The sequence below is a fragment of the Aquimarina sp. I32.4 genome, from assembly GCF_002924285.1.
Classification (GTDB): Bacteria; Bacteroidota; Bacteroidia; order Flavobacteriales; family Flavobacteriaceae; genus Aquimarina.
On sequence record NZ_PGUB01000063.1, the window covers coordinates 1 to 16,823 of the forward strand.

At 33.6% G+C, this 16,823-nt stretch carries 15 protein-coding genes and 1 riboswitch; of the genes, 11 read left to right on the forward strand and 4 right to left on the reverse strand.

Annotation, left to right across the window (positions count from 1 at the left end; genetic code table 11):
• From CVD18_RS14075 to metK, 4 genes are all read right to left on the reverse strand, one after another.
• On the reverse strand, nucleotides 1-301 hold a 301-nt coding region (locus CVD18_RS14075), incomplete at its 3' end, for a hypothetical protein (protein ID WP_199185034.1).
• A gap of 41 nt (nucleotides 302-342) precedes the next feature.
• Nucleotides 343-555 (reverse strand): hypothetical protein, encoded by a 213-nt coding sequence (locus CVD18_RS14080; protein WP_103864000.1) that lies wholly within the window; start codon nucleotides 553-555, stop codon nucleotides 343-345.
• A gap of 475 nt (nucleotides 556-1,030) precedes the next feature.
• Nucleotides 1,031-1,396 (reverse strand): hypothetical protein, encoded by a 366-nt coding sequence (locus CVD18_RS14085; RefSeq protein WP_103866080.1) that lies wholly within the window; start codon nucleotides 1,394-1,396, stop codon nucleotides 1,031-1,033.
• Nucleotides 1,397-1,625: 229 nt separating this feature from the next.
• The gene (metK, locus tag CVD18_RS14090) at nucleotides 1,626-2,882 is read right to left on the reverse strand and encodes a methionine adenosyltransferase (RefSeq protein ID WP_103866081.1); all 1,257 of its coding nucleotides are present in this window, start codon (nucleotides 2,880-2,882) and stop codon (nucleotides 1,626-1,628) included.
• A gap of 346 nt (nucleotides 2,883-3,228) precedes the next feature.
• Nucleotides 3,229-3,335: riboswitch (SAM riboswitch) on the forward strand.
• A 122-nt stretch (nucleotides 3,336-3,457) separates the two neighbouring features.
• Between metK and CVD18_RS14095 the strand changes: the two genes are divergently transcribed.
• From CVD18_RS14095 to cobA, 11 genes are all read left to right on the forward strand, one after another.
• Nucleotides 3,458-4,744 (forward strand): O-acetylhomoserine aminocarboxypropyltransferase/cysteine synthase family protein, encoded by a 1,287-nt coding sequence (locus CVD18_RS14095; RefSeq protein WP_103866082.1) that lies wholly within the window; start codon nucleotides 3,458-3,460, stop codon nucleotides 4,742-4,744.
• An 86-nt stretch (nucleotides 4,745-4,830) separates the two neighbouring features.
• Complete coding sequence (locus CVD18_RS14100) at nucleotides 4,831-5,793, forward strand: alpha/beta fold hydrolase (RefSeq protein ID WP_103866083.1); 963 nt, start codon at nucleotides 4,831-4,833, stop codon at nucleotides 5,791-5,793.
• Between the two features lie 13 nt (nucleotides 5,794-5,806).
• On the forward strand, nucleotides 5,807-8,221 hold the full coding sequence (thrA, locus tag CVD18_RS14105; protein WP_103866101.1) for a bifunctional aspartate kinase/homoserine dehydrogenase I: 2,415 nt from the start codon (nucleotides 5,807-5,809) through the stop codon (nucleotides 8,219-8,221).
• A gap of 42 nt (nucleotides 8,222-8,263) precedes the next feature.
• Complete coding sequence (locus tag CVD18_RS14110) at nucleotides 8,264-8,689, forward strand: OsmC family protein (protein ID WP_103866084.1); 426 nt, start codon at nucleotides 8,264-8,266, stop codon at nucleotides 8,687-8,689.
• The gene (locus tag CVD18_RS14115) at nucleotides 8,686-9,864 is read left to right on the forward strand and encodes a PLP-dependent aspartate aminotransferase family protein (protein ID WP_103866085.1); all 1,179 of its coding nucleotides are present in this window, start codon (nucleotides 8,686-8,688) and stop codon (nucleotides 9,862-9,864) included. The genes CVD18_RS14110 and CVD18_RS14115 overlap by 4 nt, the downstream gene beginning before the upstream one ends.
• 581 nt (nucleotides 9,865-10,445) lie before the next feature.
• A complete protein-coding gene (locus CVD18_RS14120; RefSeq protein WP_103866086.1) occupies nucleotides 10,446-10,697 on the forward strand; it encodes a DUF2061 domain-containing protein in 252 nt (83 codons plus the stop codon).
• A gap of 120 nt (nucleotides 10,698-10,817) precedes the next feature.
• A complete protein-coding gene (locus CVD18_RS14125; protein WP_103866087.1) occupies nucleotides 10,818-11,444 on the forward strand; it encodes a phosphoadenosine phosphosulfate reductase family protein in 627 nt (208 codons plus the stop codon).
• 96 nt (nucleotides 11,445-11,540) lie between these two features.
• Complete coding sequence (cysD, locus tag CVD18_RS14130) at nucleotides 11,541-12,452, forward strand: sulfate adenylyltransferase subunit CysD (RefSeq protein ID WP_103866102.1); 912 nt, start codon at nucleotides 11,541-11,543, stop codon at nucleotides 12,450-12,452.
• A 92-nt stretch (nucleotides 12,453-12,544) separates the two neighbouring features.
• Nucleotides 12,545-13,792: a sulfate adenylyltransferase subunit 1 gene (locus CVD18_RS14135; RefSeq protein WP_103866088.1), complete on the forward strand. Its 1,248-nt coding sequence runs from the start codon at nucleotides 12,545-12,547 to the stop codon at nucleotides 13,790-13,792.
• Between the two features lie 117 nt (nucleotides 13,793-13,909).
• A complete protein-coding gene (locus CVD18_RS14140; RefSeq protein ID WP_103866089.1) occupies nucleotides 13,910-16,000 on the forward strand; it encodes a HEPN domain-containing protein in 2,091 nt (696 codons plus the stop codon).
• 53 nt (nucleotides 16,001-16,053) lie between these two features.
• On the forward strand, nucleotides 16,054-16,821 hold the full coding sequence (gene cobA, locus CVD18_RS14145; protein WP_103866090.1) for a uroporphyrinogen-III C-methyltransferase: 768 nt from the start codon (nucleotides 16,054-16,056) through the stop codon (nucleotides 16,819-16,821).
• The last annotated feature ends 2 nt before the right edge of the window (nucleotides 16,822-16,823 follow it).

Below are 16,823 nucleotides of genomic sequence, written 5' to 3' on the forward strand. Positions count from 1 at the left end.
ATAGTCTACCTAGCTTACTCTCTTTCCAACTTTCCTCTCTTGTTAGGTACATAGCCCCATCTACACTAACATAATGAAGTTCATCCGCTTTACCTGATTCATATTCTTTATAAACCAGATTTTTGATAACCGCATTATCAGCATCTTCAATCCATTGTCCATATTTGTGGCAAACACGCTCTATTTGCTTGGCATTGACCCCTGAACCTGTCAAATTATTGATCACATCTTCTGCTTCACTAAATACCAAATACTGACCCATATAGCACATGGTTTCTTGAGCCAAACTACTAATACCCATAAAACCTGGAGATTGAGAAATAACATGAGACTTGCAGGATTCTATCTTTCCAAATCTGGTTTGAAGTTTTTTTTTAAGTTCTTGCTCTTGGGAACACGACCAACAGATAATTGTAAAACTTCTTGCTCAACATTTGACATCATTGCAGCGTACGTAGATTCGTATTGATATCCATTCTCCATACGAGAAGGATCAGATAACCATTGTTCAAAATGTTTGTCGAAGATTAACGAGGCTTGAGTCTTTATATCCATTAAATATGTTTCTAATAAAAATACTAAATTTTAACAAAAAGGGAAATTTGTCGTAAACCCAAAAAAAGGAGTCTTTTTATTTATAAAAGGAATAGATTTTATAAGTAATAACCAGATTCTTGTGGATTTAATTAAACCTGTTCAGAGCCTTGCAGGTTCTATTATTATTATTATTATTATGCATTATGTTGCTCCTGTACATTTAATCGGGGGATACTTGTTTCTTTTGAATTATTAACGAGGTGGTCTGTATCAGCTCAGCTTCCATTGTTAATAGGAGCTGTACTTATTAATTTTATAGGAGAAATAAATGTTGTAAACCTCACTATTGCTAGTATGGTTCTAATATTGTGCTTGTTTTTTTATTATATGGATCAGGAAAACGTTCTGTTGATTATTATTTAAAAATGGAACAATAAATTGTTGTAATAATAACCAACAGGATGCCTCTTTATTATTTTTTATAAGAAAATACTTACCATCCTGATAAGCGAGATTCTTTTGTGCGATCATTCTTATGATTTGGAATGTCTAAGTATATAGTGTCCATTTTTTTGTAGGCATGTATATTCTGCTTAGAAGCTCTTTTCTTATTTTTTTTGAGTTGTTTTTTGATTTTTTGCCACTCTTTTTTGCTGTAAAACTCTTTACCTTTCTTTTTGATAGGAGTTTGTACAACTAGCAGTCGATCTGCAGATGACATTGTTTCTGTACTATATTGTTCTTCAATAATTTGATTGTCAATAGTTTTTACAGAAGTTAGGTCGTATTCAAAGTCTTGACCAAAAGACATACCGCAGATTAAATAAAAAGCGATAAGTACTGTGAGTTTTAATTTCATTTCCCAGAATTTTGATGCATTATTATAACAAATCGTTATACATTAAAATTGTAAAAAAACATATCAAAACTATTTTCCCATTAATATAGATATGTTGTTTTCCTTTATTATAAGGAATGGGATAAATGTACTGATAATACTTGGGTTTTTCCTACGGGAAAACCGCATTTTTTCAATGTATCTTTCATAAAATCGATAAAAAACTAATTAAATCAGATGAAATGAATATTTATAGTTTAAAGGTTTTTTTAACCTCATCGATATAGTCTAATTTTTCCCAAGTAAAAAGCTCAACTTCTTTTTCGATTTTACCAGAATACGGGCTTTCAAAAACTTTGGTAATTGTCTTGGACTCTTTACCCATATGACCATATGCTGCGGTTTCTTGATAAATTGGATTGCGTAGTTTGAGTCGTTTTTCGATAGCAGCGGGACGCATATCAAAAATTTGAGCTACTTTTTCGGCAATTTCTCCATCAGTTAATCCTAGAGTACTTGTGCCATAAGTATCAACAAAAATAGAAGTAGGTTCAACTACACCAATTGCATATGATACTTGTACCAATACTTCGTTTGCTACTCCAGCAGCTACAAGGTTTTTGGCAATATGTCTAGAAGCATATGCGGCAGACCTGTCTACTTTACTAGGATCTTTACCAGAGAAAGCACCTCCTCCATGAGCTCCTTTGCCACCATACGTATCAACAATAATCTTTCTTCCTGTAAGACCAGTATCACCATGAGGACCACCAATTACAAATTTACCAGTAGGATTGATGTGATATGTGATTTGATCATTAAATAATTGCTGAACATATTCTGGTAACTGTGCAATTACTCTAGGGATCAATATAGAAATAATGTCATTTTTTATTTTATTCAACATAATTTCATCATCATTATCAAAATCATCATGCTGTGTAGATACAACGATAGCAACAATTCGTTGCGGTATGTTGTCATCACTGTATTCGATCGTTACTTGACTTTTTGAATCAGGTCGTAAATAAGGGATTTCTTTTCCTTCACGTCTTAATTTTGCTAGTTCAATTAGTATTTTATGAGAAATATCAAGCGCCAATGGCATATAATTCTCTGTTTCTTTAGTAGCATATCCAAACATCATTCCTTGATCACCAGCTCCTTGTTCTTCTTTGGATTCTCTATCTACACCTTGATTTATATCTTGTGATTGCTCATGAATAAGAGAAATTACACCACAAGAATCTCCACTGAATTGATATGCCCCTTTGGTATATCCAATGGTATTAATTACTTCTCTTGCGATATGTTGTACATCGAGATATGTTTTTGATTTTACCTCTCCTGCGAGAACTACTTGACCTGTAGTTACCAAAGTTTCACATGCAACTTTGGAATCTTTATCAAAAGCTAAAAAATTATCTAATAGTGCATCACTGATTTGATCTGCTACTTTATCTGGGTGTCCTTCAGATACACTTTCTGAAGTAAATAAATATGCCATTTGTTGTTGTTTTATAAGAGAATGCTTAGACGCGATTGCGATGAGAAGCTTTCGACAAAATAATATTAAATCGAGCTGCTTTAGCATTTTTATAATGGTATGCTTATAGTGTGTTTTTTGTAAACTGCTAAGGCATAACATTTTGGGTTGCAATCAGTCAAATCTTTCCCTAAAATATTTCGGCAAAGGTAAAAAAAATGACAATATTAAAAAGTATTTAACGTATCATTAATTATTTGAAGAAGGAGAGGTGATTTTGTTTTTAACAAAATAATTTTTAGAAGAAAGATTTTTGTATTAAAAAATAATTACTAGATTTGCTTCGAAGTTTCTTATACATATTAGTAAGTTATTAAGAAAGGTGGAGGGAATAGACCCTGTGAAACCTTAGCAACCCTTTATATTTAAAGAAGGTGCTAAATTCTATCTCGATTATTCGAGAGAAGATAACTCGATACAATTATTCTTTTTGTAATTGTCGCTTTCCTTTCTTATTAATTTTCTTCAAAACAAACACAACGTAGAGAAGTGTTTGATGTATTTGAATTTATTTTAAAAATTTAAAATAGAAAATTATGAGTACCCAAAAATTTGCAACAGAAGCTTTACATGCAGGTCATGACGTATCTGCCAACGGAGGAGCCAGGGCAGTACCTATATATCAGACAACATCCTATGTTTTTAATAATTCTGATCATGCTGCTAATTTGTTTAATTTGTCTGAACCAGGATTTATTTATACAAGATTAAACAATCCTACAAATGATATTCTAGAACGACGTCTCGCTGCATTAGAAGGAGGTATAGGTGCGGTAGTAACCGCATCAGGAACAGCTGCAATTAATACGGCCTTACTTACTTTGTTAAAAACAGGTGACCATATAGTAGCTTCAAATAGTTTGTATGGTGGGACGTACAATCTGTTAAATGTAACACTGCCAAGATTTGGGATTACTACAACATTTGTTGATCCTTCAGATCTTGAAAGTTTTAAAGAAGCTATACAAGAAAACACACGTGCAATTTTTGTTGAATCTTTAGGGAATCCTAAATTGGATGTTCTGGATTTGAAAGCTATTTCATCTATAGCAGAAACATCTGAGATTCCTTTTATTGTTGATAATACAGTTGCTACCCCTGCATTGTTGAACCCTATTGAGTATGGTGCGAATATTGTGATTCATTCACTTACAAAATATATAGGTGGCAATGGGACATCTCTCGGAGGAGTAATTATAGATGCGGGAACTTTTGATTGGTCTAGTGGAAAATTTGCTGAGTTTACAGAACCTTCTCCTGGGTATCATGGGTTGGTATATCATGAAACATTAGGGGCTGCGGCTTTTATTGCAAAAGTAAGAATAGAGGGATTACGAGATTATGGGGCTGCATTAAGTCCATTTAATGCATTTCAGATTTTACAAGGTTTAGAAACATTAGAAATTAGAGTACAGAAACATAGTAAAAATGCACTAGAACTTGCACAATGGTTAAAAAAACAAGATGAAGTGAGTTGGGTGAAATATCCTGGACTAGAAGATGATGCTTATTATACATTAGCACAGAAATATTTGCCAAAAGGGCAAAGTGGGATTATTACGTTTGGAATAAAAGGGGGGTTTGAATCAGCCAAAACAATTGCAGATGAAACAAAAATATTTTCATTATTAGCAAATATAGGAGACTCAAAATCATTGATTATTCATCCTGCAAGTACAACGCATCAGCAACTGGATACTGAACAGCAAAAATCAACAGGAGTTACTCAAGACTTAATAAGATTATCTGTAGGGTTAGAAGATATAGAAGATCTAAAAGAAGATTTGAAAACAGCTTTTTCTAAAGTGAAAGTCGAGATTTAATAAGTGAAAACACCCATTTGTTGTAACGAGAAAGACCAAATAAAATAAGACCTTCTTTGAATAATCTTAAAAAGAAACTATAAATAATGCTTCAGAAACTAGATATCTTAAATTTTACTACAATAAAAGGAGAGTGTATTAGTGAAATTCCTCTGACATATGAATTGTTTGGAGTGCCACTGTATCAAGCCCCGATAGTATTGGTAAACCATGCTCTTACTGGAAACTCTACCGTATGTGGAGAGAATGGTTGGTGGAGTGGTTTGATAGGGCAAGACAAATGTATTGATACCAATAAGTATACTATTCTGTCATTTAATATCCCAGGGAATGGATATGACGGAAAGCAAGAGAATCTAATAGAAGAATATAAGAAATTTAATGCAAGAGATATAGCTTCTATGTTTTCTCAAGGATTAAAAGTACTAGAAATCGATAAGTTGTATGCAGTAATAGGAGGATCTGTAGGAGGGGGGATTGCTTGGGAATTAGCATCTTTAAACCCTACTTTGATTACTCACTTGATACCAGTAGCAACCGATTGGAAATCAACAGACTGGTTGAAGGCCAACTGTTTGGTGCAAGAGCAGATATTATTGAATTCTCAAAAACCTATTCATGATGCAAGATTGCATGCCATGTTAGTGTATAGATCACCAGAATCATTTAAAAGTAAGTTTGAGCGTACTTATAATGAAGAAAAAGATATGTACAATGTAGAAAGTTGGCTATTGCATCATGGTGAAAAATTAGATGGCAGATTTGCCCTTTCTGCATACAAAGAAGTGAATTATATTCTTGCCAATATTGATATTACAGAAGGAAGAGGAAGTTTTGAAGAGGTTGCAAAAACAATACGGTCAAATATTCATATCATAAGTGTAGACTCTGATATGTTTTTTACAGCAAATGAAGATGAAATTACGTTTGAAAGACTAAGGCAAATAAAACAAAATGTAACACACAGTATTGTTAATTCTGTTCATGGTCATGATGCATTTTTGATAGAGTTTAAACAATTAAGCACCTTGTTGAAAGATGTGTTTTAAAGAAAGAAAAAAGATGAAAATTTTAAAATTTGGAGGAAAATCATTGGCAAACGGAAAAGGAATTCGTGCCGTGATAGATATAATAGAAGAAAAAGTTAAGAAAGGAGAAAGAATCGCTGTGGTGCTTTCTGCTAGAGGAAATTCTACAGATGAGCTTGAAGAGATTCTTGAAAAAGCAGTTAATAACGAAAGTTATCAAGAACAACTAGACGCATTTAAGAAGTATCAAACAGCTGATTTTTTTGGGATAGATTTTTCTCAAGAGTTTGATACATTAGATAAGCTTTTTGAAGGAGTTTCTCTTTTAGGAGACTATAGTAAGAGAATAAAAGATCAAGTATTGTCACAAGGTGAAGTTATTTCTGCCAAATTGATAACACATATCCTTAAAGAAAAAAATATTAATGCTCATTTTGCAGATAGTAGATCTTTGATTGTTACAGATGCTCAATTTGGAGATGCGTTGCCTTTGGATAAGCTTTCTAAAGAGAATGTGGTGAGTCATTTTGAGAAGTATAATGGGACTACAGTAAATGTAGTTACTGGTTTTATAGCTTCCAATACCAAGAATGAGACAACAACCTTAGGAAGAAACGGAAGTAATTATACAGCTTCATTACTAGCGAACTACCTAGACGCAGAAGAATTACAAAATTTCACCCATGTCAATGGGATTTATACAGCTAATCCTGATTTGGTTCCTAATGCAAAAAAGATAGAGAAGTTGTCGTTTACAGAAGCAAATGAGTTAGCTTATTTTGGAGCTAATATTTTGCATGCAAAAACAATTATCCCTTTGATAGAGAAGAATATACCTCTTAGGATTTTGAATACGTTTGATCATAAAAATGAAGGAACACTTATTACTTCTGAGGTCAATGAAAAGGGGATCAAATCGCTTTCTGTCTTAGAGAATGTAGCTTTGGTAAATCTTGAAGGGAGAGGACTGTTGGGTAAAGTGGGAGTAGATGCTAGAATATTTAAAGCATTAGCACATAAAAATATCAATGTTAGTATTATTTCTCAAGGCTCATCAGAAAGAGGAATTGGTTTTGTTGTAGAGGCAGATCAAGCACAAGAAGCAAAGACTATACTGGAGCAAGAATTTGAATCAGATTTTTATAAACGAGATGTTAGTGGTATAACAATAGAAAAAGAAGTTTCTGTGATATCCATTATCGGGCAAGATTTGAGTAATTTTCATAAACCATATAATGCACTTATTAAGAATCAGGTTGTTCCATTGCTGTTTAATAATACGGTAACGGGTAAAAATGTAAGTTTGGTAGTGCGAAAAAAACAATTGCATCGAGCTTTGAATGTTATTCATGGTGAGATTTTTGAAATTTCTAAAAAAATAAATATCGCCATTTTTGGCCATGGGTTAGTAGGGGGAACTTTGGTAGATCAGATTTTGAAATCTGCAGAGCAAATTGAAAAACGAAAAAAGATCAATCTTAACATCTTTGCTGTAGCAAATTCCAGAAAAGCACTTTTGGATAAAAATGGAGTTAGTGAGCAATGGGAAAGTGATATTGTAGAAAAAGGAGTTTCTTATACAATTGATGATATTATACAATACGCAGATGAGCATCATTTAGAGAATTTAATAGCAATTGATAACACTGCAAGTCAATGTTTTACAGGTAGTTATGTGCGTTTGGTAGAGCATGGTTTTGATTTGGTGTCATCTAATAAAGTAGCTAATACATTAAGTTTTGATTTTTATAAAAAGCTAAGAGTAAGTTTAGAAGAAAATCAAAAACAATATTTGTATGAGACAAATGTTGGAGCAGGGTTACCTTTGATTGACACGATCAAATTATTACATTTATCAGGAGAAAATATAACCAGAATCAAAGGTGTTTTCTCGGGATCATTAAGTTATTTGTTTAATACTTTCTCTGTAGAGGATAGGCCCTTTAGTCAGGTTTTGCAAGAAGCAATTGATAAAGGATTTACTGAGCCTGATCCTCGTGAAGATTTATGTGGTAATGATGTGGGGAGAAAATTGTTGATTCTTGCTAGAGAATTAGATTTGAGTAATGAATTTGAAGATGTTGTAATCCATAACTTAATCCCCGAACAATTGAGAGCAGGTGAAGCAAAAGGGTTTTTAGAAAAATTATCAGAATTGGATGAGGTGTTTCAAAAAATAAAAGAAGATCAAAAAGCAGATCATGTGTTGCGATATATAGGTGATCTTTGGGGAGATTTATCTCAAGAAAAAGGGAATCTTGATGTGAAATTGGTTTCAGTACCTCAAAGTAGTGCGTTAGGACAGGTAAAAGGATCCGACTCTATATTTGAAATTTATACCGAGTCTTATGGGGACCAGCCAATAGTGATACAAGGGGCTGGTGCAGGAGCAGCAGTAACAGCAAGAGGAGTATTTGGGGATGTGCTACGATTAGCAGAAAAAGGATAGTATAAGGATCAGGTAAATCATCTATAAAAAAAAATTAAACCAATGAAAATAGAACTCAAAAGAATAGACAATGATTATCATTTTGAATTAAAAAATGAAAGAGGGCACATAACTCATATTGATAGTACGGCCAAAGTGGGAGGTAATGATTTGGCACCAAGTCCAATGGAGTATGTATTGATGGGAGTAGCTGGCTGTAGTGCAATTGATGTGATCTCAATACTCAAAAAACAACGGCAAGAAATTACTGATTATAGAGCAGAGGTAGATGGTAGTCGTGAAGAGATTGATGGAGCAAAACCATTTAAGAGTATTGTAGTTACAGTCTATCTTGAAGGGGATATTGTTCCTGCAAAAGCAAAAAGAGCAGCACAATTGTCATTTGAGAAGTATTGCTCTGTATCAAAAACATTAGAACCTACTGCTACAATAGAGTATAAAGTAGTTGTTAATAATAAAGAAATATGAGTCTCGATAGTTCAAATTTTGAAACACAAGCTGTAAGAACCCAAACAGATAAAACACAGTTTTTAGAACATTCGGTACCTATGTATTTGACATCAGGGTTTGTCTTTGAGGATTCTGAAGAAATGAGAGCTGCCTTTGCAGAAGAAAAAGAACGTAATCTCTATAGTCGTTTTAGTAATCCTAATACGACCGAATTTGTAGATAAGATGTGTAAATTAGAAGGAGCAGAAGATGGGTATGCATTTGCAACGGGTATGGCTGCAGTGTTCTCAACATTTGCTGCATTATTAGATGCGGGAGACCATATTGTTTCTGCTAGATCCGTATTTGGATCAACACATACTTTGTTTACAAAGTATTTTCCGAAATGGAATATCGAGACTAGTTATTTTAGAGTAGATGAAGTAGAAAAAGTAGAAAGCTTAATTCAGCCCAATACAAAAATTATTTATGCAGAATCTCCAACAAATCCAGGAGTAGATGTGCTAGATCTTGAAGCTTTGGGGAAGATTGCAAAAAAGTATAACTTACTTTTGATTATTGATAATTGTTTTGCAACACCGTACTTGCAAAACCCAATAAAATTTGGTGCAGATTTAGTTATTCATTCTGCGACCAAATTAATTGATGGGCAAGGTAGAGTTTTGGGTGGAGTGACTGTAGGTAAAACGGCATTGATACGAGAAATTTATTTGTTTTCTAGGAATACAGGTCCATCATTATCGCCATTTAATGCCTGGGTATTGTCAAAAAGTTTAGAAACATTAGCAGTTCGAGTAGATCGTCATTGTGAAAATGCATTGAAGTTAGCAACCTTTTTAGAAGCGCATTCTAAGATAAATTGGGTAAAATACCCATTTTTAAAATCGCATCCGCAATATGAAGTCGCAAAAAAACAAATGAAGCAAGGAGGTAATATTGTTGCTTTTGAAGTAAAAGGAGGGGTGCAGGGAGGAAAAACATTTTTTGATAGTTTAGAAATGTGTTCGCTGTCAGCTAATCTGGGAGATACGCGAACGATAGTAACACACCCAGCCTCAACCACACATAGTAAATTGGCAGATGAAGATAAACAGGTTGTTGGTATAACAAACGGAATGGTAAGATGTTCTGTAGGGCTAGAGCATGTTGATGATGTTGTTAAAGATATAGAGCAAGCATTAGAAAAAATATAGTAGTACTATCGTATAGTAATTAATAAAAAAAACAGCTAGAAGTTATTTTTAACTTCTAGCTGTTTTTTTTATGCCCTTAATTCAGTGAGAATTCATCTTTTTTTGCAAAATATTCTTCCAAATACACATGGTGTTTTTGGGTGATGATGATATGTTTTTGAGTTCAAAATATCTATTATAATTAAGCAGGAAGATGTGTGTTTTTAATCCAAAGTTGATTTGAAAAAAAAGTGAATTACTGTTTTCTTATCGTTGTATTGATGGTCTGCCATAATTGATTTTTTTTGACAAAAACTGCCTATAGAACAGTAAAAGTTGATTTGATAGAAAAACACTCAAATTTTTGTTAAAAATGTTATTGAATTATTAATTAACTATGTTTTTAACATATATAATATTCAGTTTTTTATGATAATTTTTAGCTAATTGATGGTTATTGTTAGTTGTTTCATAAAATTCTTTAACGAGAGATTTGTGGGATTATAATTTATATACCTTTAAACTCATATTACACGTGATAATCAATATTCTATAGAATGACAATTAATAATGTTTATTTAAATTTTATAAAAGTATGACCAATGGTATTGTATAAATTAGCTTCAAAAAAGACAACGTATGAGGACGATAGAGTATCTGAAAAACCGATACGTAGTATTGCAAAAGCGATAAGTTGGAGAGTAGTAGGAACAATTGACACTTTGATAGTTTCTTATATATTAACTAATGAGATTGCTGTCGCTACTTCTATAGCATCAATTGACTTTATAACAAAAATGATTCTATATTTTTTCCATGAAAGGATTTGGAATTCTATTAAGTGGGCACGATGATTTGATGTAAAAACAATTATCTGTCAGTAATGTTATGATGTTTATAGAGAAATCCCAGTTAATGCGCGAACATGGGACAATCGTTTTAAAAAAAAATAAAAAAATTGAATTTGATAAAGAATGGATTTTATAAAAGAAAATATAGCCAGTCTCAATGACGAGCTTAGAAAAAAAACACCGATAGATATTGCACGATGGGCAATGTCTAATGCGAAAAACCCTGTAGTAACAACTAACTTCAGGCCTTATGAAGCATCAATTCTACATGTATGCTCTAGAACATTACCCGATATTCCTGTGATATGGTGTGATTCGGGATATAATACTTCAAATACATACCGTCACGCAGAAGAGGTGATAGATTTACTGAAACTAAATATTCAATTGTATGTGCCAAAACAGACTGCAGCTCATAGAGATGTAGTATTAGGGATTCCTGATATTGATGATCCAAAACATGCAGTGTTTACAGAACAGGTAAAGCTAGAGCCTTTTAAAAGAGCAATGGCAGAGTTTAAGCCTGATGTATGGTTTACTAATCTTAGGCAAGGGCAAACTTCACTTAGAAATTCTCTGGATATCCTGAGTTTTAGTAAAGACGGAGTGTTAAAGGTGAGTCCCTTTTATTATTATGCCGACCAAGGATTAGATGTGTACTTAGAAGAGCATCAGTTGCCTAATGAGTTTACCTATTTTGATCCTACCAAGGTATTAGAAAATAGAGAGTGTGGATTGCATATTAGCTAATCAGGTTCACTCATAACACATCATAATTGTATTAAAAATCATTAAAAAATATTTAAAATGGAAGTACTAGGAAGTAAATCTCCCATAAGTATCGATATGTCTTCTTGTATAGAGAAATTAGAAGTAGGTCATTTAGAAAGCGAAGCGATTTATATCTTTAGAGAAGTAGTGTCTCAATTTGAGAAGCCGGTATTGTTATTTTCTGGAGGAAAAGACTCAATCACTTTGGTGCGATTAGCACAGAAAGCATTTTATCCAGCAAAGATACCTTTTCCGTTATTACATATTGATACGGGTCATAATTTTCCAGAGACTATAGAATTTAGAGATCGATTAGCAAAAGAATTAGGAGTAGAGCTTATCGTTCGTAATGTTCAGGATTCTATTGATCAAGGTAAAGTTATAGAAGAGAAGGGTAAGTATGCAAGTCGTAATAGTTTGCAAACCACTACACTATTAGATGCCTTAGAAGAATTTAAATTCGATGCTGCGATAGGAGGAGCTCGAAGAGATGAGGAAAAAGCAAGAGCCAAAGAGCGTATTTTTTCTGTACGAGATGATTTTGGTCAGTGGGATGAGAAGAATCAACGACCAGAATTGTTTGATCACCTTAATGGTAAAATTGATTTAGGGCAAAATGTGCGAGTATTTCCTATAAGTAACTGGACAGAACTAGATGTTTGGAGTTATATTCAGAAAGAAGAAATAGAAATTCCATCTATTTATTTTGCACATAAGCGTAAGATCTTTATTAGAGATGGTATGATTTGGTCCGCAGAAGATGGCGTTGTTTATAGAGAAGAAGATGAGTTGGTAGAAGAGCGAATGGTTCGTTTCCGTACGGTAGGAGATATGTCTTGTACAGCAGCAGTATTATCAGATGCTATTACCATTGATAAAGTAGTTGCAGAGATTAGAGAATCTACAATTTCAGAGCGCGGAGCGCGTATTGATGATAAACGATCAGAAGCAGCAATGGAGAAACGTAAACAACAAGGATATTTCTAGTAAAGCTTTGTTGTTACAACATAAACCAGATTCAAATAAATCATTAATAATAAAAAAACACTCCTTTTTTTAAGGAGAAACTAATAATAGCTATGGACGTATTAAAAATAGCAACAGCAGGTAGTGTAGATGATGGTAAAAGTACCTTGATAGGTCGTTTACTGTATGATACCAAGTCATTAACTACCGATAAGTTAGAAGCAATAGAAACCAGAAGTAAAGCCAACGGATTTGATTATTTAGATTTTTCTTTGGCCACTGATGGATTGGTCGCTGAGCGAGAACAAGGTATTACAATTGATGTAGCTCATATTTATTTTTCAACCAAAACAAAGAGTTATATCATTGCTGATACTCCAGGTCATATAGAGTATACCCGTAATATGGTTACAGGAGCATCTACCTCTCAAGCTTCAATTATTTTGGTAGACGCTCGTAAAGGAGTGATTGAGCAAACATATCGTCACTTTTTTATCAATAATTTGCTTAGAGTAAAAGATGTTATAGTTGCGGTAAATAAGATGGATTTAGTAGATTTCTCACAAGAGAAATATGAGGCTATCAAGTCAGATTTTGAGACATTGATTGGTAAAAGTGATTATAAAGAGCAAAATATAACTTTTATTCCAGTGAGTGCATTGCAAGGCGATAATGTGGTAGATACGTCAGAAAACACACCGTGGTATACAGGTCAGACTTTGCTAGAGCATTTAGAAGAATTAGATGCTCAAGATGTATATGAGAAAGCACAAGTACGTTTTCCTGTTCAGACAGTAATTCGTCCAAAGAAAGATGAGTTTCATGATTTCAGAGGATACGCAGGTAAACTATATGGTGGTGACCTTTCAGTAGGAGATGAGGTAACGATCTTACCTTCTTTAACAACTTCTAGGGTAAAAGAGATTTATTTTTTTGATAAAACATTTGATACTGCGAGTAGAGGAAGTTCATGTACAATTACACTAGAAGATGATGTCAATGTAAGTCGAGGAGACATGATTGTAAAATCATCAGAAAAGCCAAGAGTAGAAAAACAATTGACAGCTAAGGTATGTTGGATGGATAGTAAAAACCTTACTCCAGGAGCAAACTATTTTATACAAAGCGGAAGTAGTCGCGTTTTGGCAAAAATTAAAAATATAAGTGGTACTGTTGCTACAGATTTTTCTGGAGAAGATATCTCAAAAAACACATTAAGTCTTAATGAGATAGGAAAAGTGCAGATACAGTTGAGTAAGCCGTTAGCTATTGATTCTTATAGTAAGAATAAAGCCTCTGGGTCATTTATATTAATAGATTCTCAAACTAATAATACTGCTGGAGTAGGATTTATAGAGTAAAATAAAAAGATCTTTCCTGATAAAAGAAAAGAAAAAAGCAGGAATTTTTAAATCATAAAACCATCACACAAAAGTCATAACTATGCCCTTTTTTGAGGGTGGAAATACGAAAAAAAGATGCAAAGTTTTAGAACTGAAATAGAAAATCCGATTGTTGAAAAAGATATTATAGAATTAGCCAATAAAATTGAGCAATTCCATAACGGTAAGGTTGATGAAGAAAAATTTCGTAGCCTTCGTTTAGCAAGAGGAGTTTATGGTCAGCGTCAAGAAGGCGTACAGATGATTCGTATAAAATTACCATATGGTAAAGTATTAAGTAATCAGCTGAGACGTATTTGTGAAGTATCAGATGAATACTCAAGAGGGCGATTACATATTACAACACGTCAAGATATACAGATTCATTATGTAGATTTAAACAGAACCCCTGAGTTATGGGCAGAGTTAGAAAGAGACCAGGTAACCCTGAGAGAAGCTTGTGGCAATACAGTTCGTAATGTAACTGCATCAGAAACGGCAGGAATTGATCCCAATGAACCTTTTGATGTATCACCATACGCAGACGCATTGTTTCGTGCCTTTTTAAGAAATCCAATCTGTCAGGAGATGGGACGTAAATTCAAGGTATCTTTTTCAGGAACAGATGAAGATACAGGCTTATCCTATATGCATGATTTAGGCTTTATAGCCAAAATCCAGAATGGAGAAAGAGGGTTTAAGGTGATGTTAGGAGGTGGATTAGGTTCGCAACCAAGACATGCAGATGTACTATATGGCTTTTTGCCATCAGATAAAATGATTCCTTTAATGGAAGGAGTGCTGAGGATATTTGATCGTCATGGAGAAAGAAAGAGTAGAGCCAAAGCAAGAATGAAATTCTTGATCAAAGATATAGGTCTAGAGGCGTTCAAAGAATTATTAGAAGCAGAGCAAAGCGCTATAGTAAATAAATCGGTACCAATAGATATAGATTCATACAAAGAATCAATCCCTGTTCAGGTAGAAGTTCCTGAAGTAGAGATTACAGATCAGGAAACTTTTAATCTTTGGAAAACTAGCAATGTGATCCCTCAAAAACAAGAAGGGTATGTGGCTATAGGGATAAAAGTATTGTTGGGAGATTTTTATACAGATAAGGCTAGATTATTAGCAGATTTAGTAGAAAAATATGCAGCAGGTGAACTTAGATTGTCCTTGCGTCAAAATATATTGATACCCTTTGTAAAAGAAGAATTAGTACCATTTTTCTATCAAGAATTAAAAAAGTTATGCTTTGTAGAAGCAGGATATAATAAAGCAATAGATATTACAGCTTGTCCAGGTACAGATACATGTAATCTTGGAATAGCTAGTAGTACCGGTATTGCAGAAGAATTAGAACGAGTAATTAAAACTGAATACCCTCAATACTTGAAAAAAGAGGATATGGTGATCAAAATCAGTGGTTGTATGAACTCATGTGGGCAGCATACAATGGCTAACATAGGTTTTCAGGGAATGTCCATACGTACCAAAGATAAATTGGTAGCACCAGCCTTGCAAGTGTTATTAGGAGGAGGAAATCTAGGAGATGGAAAAGGTCGTTTTGCAGACAAAGTAGTAAAAATACCAAGTAGAAGAGGGCCAGAAGCCCTACGTAGAATCCTTAATGATTTTGAAGCCAATGCAGCAGGTAAAACCTTTGTAGAGTATTATGAAGGAAAAGGAGAAAAATATTTTTATGAATTTCTTACCGATTTATCAAGTGTAGATAACCTTACACAACAAGACTTTATAGATTGGGGTAATGAAGAAGAGTATGTAAAAGCAATAGGAGTAGGAGAATGTGCAGGTGTGGTTATAGACTTAATAGCAACATTGTTTTTAGAAAGTGAAGAGAAAATAGAAAATGCTAAAATTTCTTTTGAAAATGAAGTGTACTCTGATGCTGCCTATCATGCATATAGCTCTTTAGTGAATTCTGCCAAAGCAATGCTATTAGCAGAAAAGAAAAAGACAAATAGCCATGCAGCGATCATAAAACAATTTGATGAGCAGTTCGTAGAAAGCGAAAAAATAAACCTTGAAGGAACATTTGCAGATTTAATATATCAAATTCAAAAAAATACTCCGACCAGAGATTTTGCATTAGATTATATTAAAAAAGCAGAATTGTTTTTGCTACAAGTACAAGAATTTAGAGCAATTGAAGTAGAAAAAGCATAAACAGTAATTAGTGATAGCACTCCTTTTGATAGAGTGTTTTAATTAGACAAAAAATGAGTAATAAAACACCAAAACTTACAGTAGTAGGAGCAGGTCCTGGAGATCCAGGTTTGATCACTGTTAAGGCAGTCAGAGTATTAGAGTCTGCAGATGTGGTGTTGTATGATGCACTCATTAATACAACTTTATTAGAGTATGCTCGCAGAGCCGAAAAAATTTTTGTAGGAAAAAGAAAAGGATGTTATGCGTATCATCAAGATCAAATTAATGAGTTAATCGTAAGCAGAGCCAAAAGTCATGGACATGTTGTAAGGTTAAAAGGAGGAGATCCATTTATCTTTGGTCGAGGAGCAGAAGAAATTGATTATGCTCACCCGTTTGGAATAGAGACAAATATGATTCCTGGAATATCATCTGCAATGGCAGTGCCTGCTTACCAAGGAATCCCTTTAACCAAAAGAGGGTTTTCAGAAAGTTTTTGGGTAATTACTGGAACAACAAAAGCCCATGAATTATCGCAGGATATATACCAAGCTGCAAAATCAAATGCAACTGTGGTAATTTTAATGGGAATGGGTAAGTTGAATGAAATAGTTAGTATCTTTGAAAAAGAAAACAAACAAGATGTTCCTGTAGCGATTATTCAAAATGGAACTACCAAAAATGAACAATTTGGATTTGGTACAATACATACTATTGAGCAAGTAGTTGTAGAGAAAAAATTATCTTCCCCAGCTATTATAGTAATAGGAGAAGTAGTGAACCAAAGTGTAATGCTAGCTTCGATTTATAATGAAGTAAGACAAGAAATCGCATCTTAACA